This is a genomic window from Vibrio sp. 10N.237.312.B06 (genome assembly GCF_041464685.1).
GTDB classification, from domain to species: Bacteria; Pseudomonadota; Gammaproteobacteria; order Enterobacterales; family Vibrionaceae; genus Vibrio; species Vibrio tasmaniensis_A.
This window is the reverse complement of the sequence record NZ_JBFSPI010000180.1, coordinates 1-2,197: the sequence shown is the minus strand read 5'-3', so window position 1 is coordinate 2,197 and position 2,197 is coordinate 1. Positions and strand designations below refer to the sequence as shown.

At 47.2% G+C, this 2,197-nt stretch carries 4 protein-coding genes and 1 pseudogene; all 5 read right to left on the bottom strand.

Features of this window, described 5'->3' with window-relative positions:
- Positions 1-88: 88 nt before the first annotated feature.
- Positions 89-517 (bottom strand): M15 family metallopeptidase, encoded by a 429-nt coding sequence (locus AB6C75_RS23350; RefSeq protein ID WP_057623299.1) that lies wholly within the window; start codon positions 515-517, stop codon positions 89-91.
- A 59-nt stretch (positions 518-576) separates the two neighbouring features.
- Complete coding sequence (locus tag AB6C75_RS23345) at positions 577-912, bottom strand: hypothetical protein (RefSeq protein ID WP_372109480.1); 336 nt, start codon at positions 910-912, stop codon at positions 577-579.
- Positions 896-1,321, bottom strand: a complete 426-nt coding sequence (locus AB6C75_RS23340) for a hypothetical protein (protein ID WP_372109478.1) — start codon at positions 1,319-1,321, stop codon at positions 896-898. Before AB6C75_RS23340 ends, AB6C75_RS23345 begins: the two co-directional genes overlap by 17 nt.
- Positions 1,318-1,941 (bottom strand): hypothetical protein, encoded by a 624-nt coding sequence (locus AB6C75_RS23335; protein WP_213866069.1) that lies wholly within the window; start codon positions 1,939-1,941, stop codon positions 1,318-1,320. Before AB6C75_RS23335 ends, AB6C75_RS23340 begins: the two co-directional genes overlap by 4 nt.
- Positions 1,938-2,197: pseudogene (locus tag AB6C75_RS23330) on the bottom strand (hypothetical protein); the annotation flags it as partial. The gene AB6C75_RS23335 and the pseudogene AB6C75_RS23330, both read right to left, overlap by 4 nt.

Sequence of the window (2,197 nt, the reverse complement as noted above, 5' to 3'; positions counted from 1 at the left end):
TCTTGTCGCTTGAGGGCATTCGCTTTATTGAGGCCGTGCTGCTTATAGGCATCAATGCCGCCAGTGATGAGGTTGGCGATGGCGCCTATCATGCGTAAACCCGTTTATCGAGTTCCACATGAGGCCCATCTTTAAAGCTGACCCAATCCCCACCCCAGACAATAGGCACATTCAGCTCTTTCGCTGCTTGTTTAAACGCCCAACTCACTTGTTCGTAATAGCTAAAGCCCCACGTGACTTTGCTGTTTTCGTCATACACCACAAAATCAATCGCATGGCCTGACTGGTGCCGGCTTTTTTTACTGTAGCCATCGAGTTGGCTAGCGCCTTTTTTGAAGAGCGCATTTTGCTCTTCGGCCGTTCGCTTTCCCGAGGTAATGCCAAAATCAAACGGGGTTAACTCAATCGCCCTGCGAACCACGCGCTTGAGATCACCATGAACCCCAATCATGCGAGACTCGCTTCTTGCTGATAACGCAAACTGATTGAGTGCTTTATCGACGGTTTTTTTGTTCATGAAATACACTCCTATTAAAGTGAAGAGCACAACGAGCGCACTCAATTTTTTAATGGCCATTATTCGAAATCCGGTAACTGGGTCACGAGTAAGGCTCTGGCTGTCTCACGCTTGGAGAGAACCTCTTGGGGGACGTCCGCACCGGTTTCTACTTGGCGTACTAAGTAAAAATCGGTCGCTTCGAGGTATTGCTTTGCAAGCTGTTGGCGAGCGTAGCTCCTATTTTTCCGTGCAATCGCATCATCAAGAACCACCTCTCCATTTCGCACAAGGTAGCCACCTAAATTGCTCAAGACGTCGTCGGTTAACTCAATATCAAGCGTTCCACAATCCTCTCTAGGCTGCGGCGCATTCACGGAGACAATGCGCCCCAAACGATTAACTTGTACTTTCATTGAATGAAACCTCACCGTGTTTAGTGACCGATAAATCGAACCCTGAGCCCACTTGTACTTTTATTTTTGTTGCTCCTTTAGGCGCAACAATCGTGTGGATTGGGGAGGTTCTAGCGTGTGAGTTCCCTAGCTGGTATGTGGCTTGTTGCACTCTTAAAATTCTATTGTCATCGGTGAGAGCCGTAATGCTATACCTTAGGTAATATCTAAATAATGGGAGTGAAGAGGGATTTAACGGGGCAATTTTCAATATCACCAAGGAAAGCTCACTGGGTTGCAAAGGCAATTCCACACTGTAGATGTTATTTTCAATATCTGTGCGGGCAAATGACATCCGGCGATTCTGAGCAATAGATAAACCTTCGCCACTTAACGGTGCATTATCAGATGGGTTATAAACGTTAATCATACGAACTCACCTAGACGAACCGTGTCACCCGCTCCACCTTCTAGCATCACGGCCTTATTACTTTTAATCAGCACATGACCACCGGCGACAACATCGATAAACCCTTGAACCAAAACAGGGTGAGCATTATCTTTAGAAGCCTGAATAAAGAGTCCTTTTCGCTCTTCCTTTCCCGCAATGCTTTGCTCATCTCCCGTTAAATCCAGCTCACCCGTGCCTATCTTTTGCAAGGTGTAAAGGTCGGCCAGATTCTCCACGGTTAGCGTGTCATTTTGAATGCGCGTCTTCACTTCGGCTTGAACTTTACTGACAGTGATGGGGGTTAAAATTTCGCTAATCGCGACGGAATTATTAATGTCGATTTTTTGCGATGTGGTGCTGATGGGAATGTCCGCCACTTGATATTCAACCGTGACCGGTTCCGCCTGATGGTTAAAAAGCTCAAGTTCATCAAAACGAGTGATGTCCACCGTATCACCTCGCCCGATTTCTGTAGGACGCAATGCATCGCCGCGAAGCATGAGGGAATGACTGGCTTCACGAACGATGAGGTATTTTCCTGCCTGACCTGCATTAAATTGAATGCTTTCGCCTGGACTTAGGGTTTGGAGTTGTTTCATTTATTACGCTCCGCCACTAAATAGGCCATGGTGATTAACGTGCCAAGAATGCCGACCATAAGAGACACGTTCTTCAACAGCTCATTATTGCTTTCGTTCTCACCCGTTTGCTCTCTTGCTTTGGACGCGTTCGCCATGGTAATCGCGGCTTTGGTGGTTTCCGTTTGTTGACCCGCCATGGATTTAATCGAATCGATCGCATGCTCACTCAGGTTCGTGTTTGCGCCTATCGCGTACTCACTAAGGTCAGCGTTAG

Excerpts from the sequence above, each read along its gene's own strand:
- AB6C75_RS23350 (WP_057623299.1), bottom strand. The coding sequence starts at position 517 with ATGAACAAAAAAACCGTCGATAAAGCACTCAATCAGTTTGCGTTATCA.
- AB6C75_RS23340 (WP_372109478.1), bottom strand. The coding sequence starts at position 1,321 with ATGATTAACGTTTATAACCCATCTGATAATGCACCGTTAAGTGGCGAA.
- AB6C75_RS23345 (WP_372109480.1), bottom strand. The coding sequence starts at position 912 with ATGAAAGTACAAGTTAATCGTTTGGGGCGCATTGTCTCCGTGAATGCG.
- AB6C75_RS23335 (WP_213866069.1), bottom strand. The coding sequence starts at position 1,941 with ATGAAACAACTCCAAACCCTAAGTCCAGGCGAAAGCATTCAATTTAAT.